1 protein-coding gene and 1 pseudogene are annotated in these 1,259 nt (G+C 68.9%); both read right to left on the bottom strand.

The features are described from left to right. Nucleotides 1-485 (bottom strand): annotated as a pseudogene (locus tag ACFYPN_RS33730) (electron transfer flavoprotein subunit alpha/FixB family protein); the annotation flags it as partial. A gap of 138 nt (nucleotides 486-623) precedes the next feature. After that, on the bottom strand, nucleotides 624-1,259 hold a 636-nt coding region (locus ACFYPN_RS33725), incomplete at its 5' end, for an electron transfer flavoprotein subunit beta/FixA family protein (RefSeq protein ID WP_389303725.1).

Genomic DNA, 1,259 nt, shown 5'->3' with positions numbered 1-1,259 from the left:
GCCACCGGCTCCACCGGCGCCGAGTTCGGCTTCACCGTGATCACCGGCACCCCCCGCGACACCCGCGACTTCACCGAGAACGACGCCGCGAACGCCGACTGCGTCGCCACCGGACCCGACTCACCCGCCTCCAGATCCACCGCGTCCGTGATGATCCCCGACCCGATCCGCACCGCCAGACGCGCCGCGACCTCCTTGCCCTCCGCCGACGACACCACCAAAACCGCCACCGGCGACACCGCCGCCACCGCCGCCTGCAACGCGTCGACCTTCGGCACCACCAAGAACTCCGCGAACTCCGACGCCTCCGACGTCAAAACCCGCACCGCACCATGCTCGGCCAGCACACCCGCCGTGCCCGCCGCACCCGCACCCAGCGCCACCGCCACCGGATCACCGATCCGCCGCGCCAGCGTCAACAACTCCAGCGTGGGCTTGCGCACCGCACCGTCCACATGATCGACAACAACCAGAACCTCAGCCATGACAACATCCACTTCCCGCGAAACCAGCGACGACAAGAACAAGAACAAAGAACACGGACACCGGCGGACAGGAACACCACCCCGCACCGCACCGCCCCGACACCCCCGGGCACCCCGGCACCGGGACCACCCCCGGGGTCAGATGAACTTCTGACCCACCAGGAACTCGGCGAGCTTCTTCCCGCCCTCACCCTCGTCCTTCACGATCGTGCCCGCCGTACGCACCGGACGCTCCACCGCCGCGTCGACCACCGTCCACGCACCCGCCAGACCGACCTCGTCCGCACCGATCCCCAGATCATCCAGATCCAGCGCCTCGACCGGCTTCTTCTTCGCCGCCATGATCCCCTTGAACGACGGGTAACGCGCCTCGCCCGACTGGTCGGTCACCGACACCACCGCCGGCAACGACGCCTCAAGCTCCTCCGACGCCGAGTCACCGTCCCGGCGCCCCGTCACCACACCCCCCGACACCGACACCTCGGACAACAACGTCACCTGCGGCACACCCAGACGCTCCGCCAGCACCGCCGGCAGCACCCCCATCGTCCCGTCCGTCGACGCCATCCCGCAGACCACCAGGTCGTAACCCGTCTTCTCGACCGCCTTCGCCAGCACCAACGACGTACCCATCACGTCACTGCCGTGCAGCGAACCGTCCTCCACGTGCACCGCCTTGTCCGCACCCATCGACAACGCCTTGCGCAACGCGTCCTTCGCATCCTCCGGACCCACCGTCACCACGGTCACCACGGCATCGTCCGCCGCATCCGC

The sequence above is a fragment of the Streptomyces sp. NPDC005576 genome (assembly GCF_042871745.1).
GTDB lineage: Bacteria > Actinomycetota > Actinomycetes > Streptomycetales > Streptomycetaceae > Streptomyces.
Note: the sequence above shows the minus strand (reverse complement) of the source record. Positions and strands in the feature narration are given on the sequence as shown.